Below are 565 nucleotides of genomic sequence, written 5' to 3' on the forward strand. Positions count from 1 at the left end.
GTAGCCGGATTGCTGCGATAGAGACTTAACCCCGTCAGGCGAAAGCCTAGCGGGGTTTTCTTTTATCTGGCGTTTGGGTTTGCTTGAACACTCAGCTCATCGCTAAGTGTTTATTAGGTTTGATTATTCGTCGTCTGCGTAGCGAATCGAGTTAATGAACCACTCTTTGTCGCCTTCCGGTGTGGTTACCGTAAACTCGTCATCCACTTCTTTCTTGAGCAGAGCTCTAGCCATTGGTGAGTCGATAGAGATATAGCCTTTGGCATCGCCGTAGATCTCTTCTGGGCCGACAATTCGAAACTTCTTAATTTCCCCATCATCATTCTCAATTTCGACCCAAGCACCGAAAAATACCTTACCTTCTTGTTGTGGCGAGTAATCCACGATAGTGACATCTGGTAGGAATTTGCGTAGGAAACGCACTCGGCGATCAATCTGACGAAGCAAACGCTTATTGAAGGTGTAATCTGCGTTTTCTGAACGATCTCCAAGGCTTGCAGCCCAAGTGACTATCTTAGTGATTTCAGGACGCTTCTCGTGCCATAAGTGGTCATGTTCTGCTTTG

1 protein-coding gene is annotated in these 565 nt (G+C 46.5%); it reads right to left on the reverse strand.

The features are described 5' to 3' along the window. Positions 1–123 precede the first annotated feature (123 nt). Positions 124–565: transcription elongation factor GreB (gene greB / locus AB4232_RS22545; protein ID WP_372088081.1), on the reverse strand; the 442-nt coding region annotated here is incomplete at its 5' end.

The organism is Vibrio sp. 10N.286.46.A8, from assembly GCF_041470165.1.
Classification (GTDB): domain Bacteria; phylum Pseudomonadota; class Gammaproteobacteria; order Enterobacterales; family Vibrionaceae; genus Vibrio; species Vibrio tasmaniensis_A.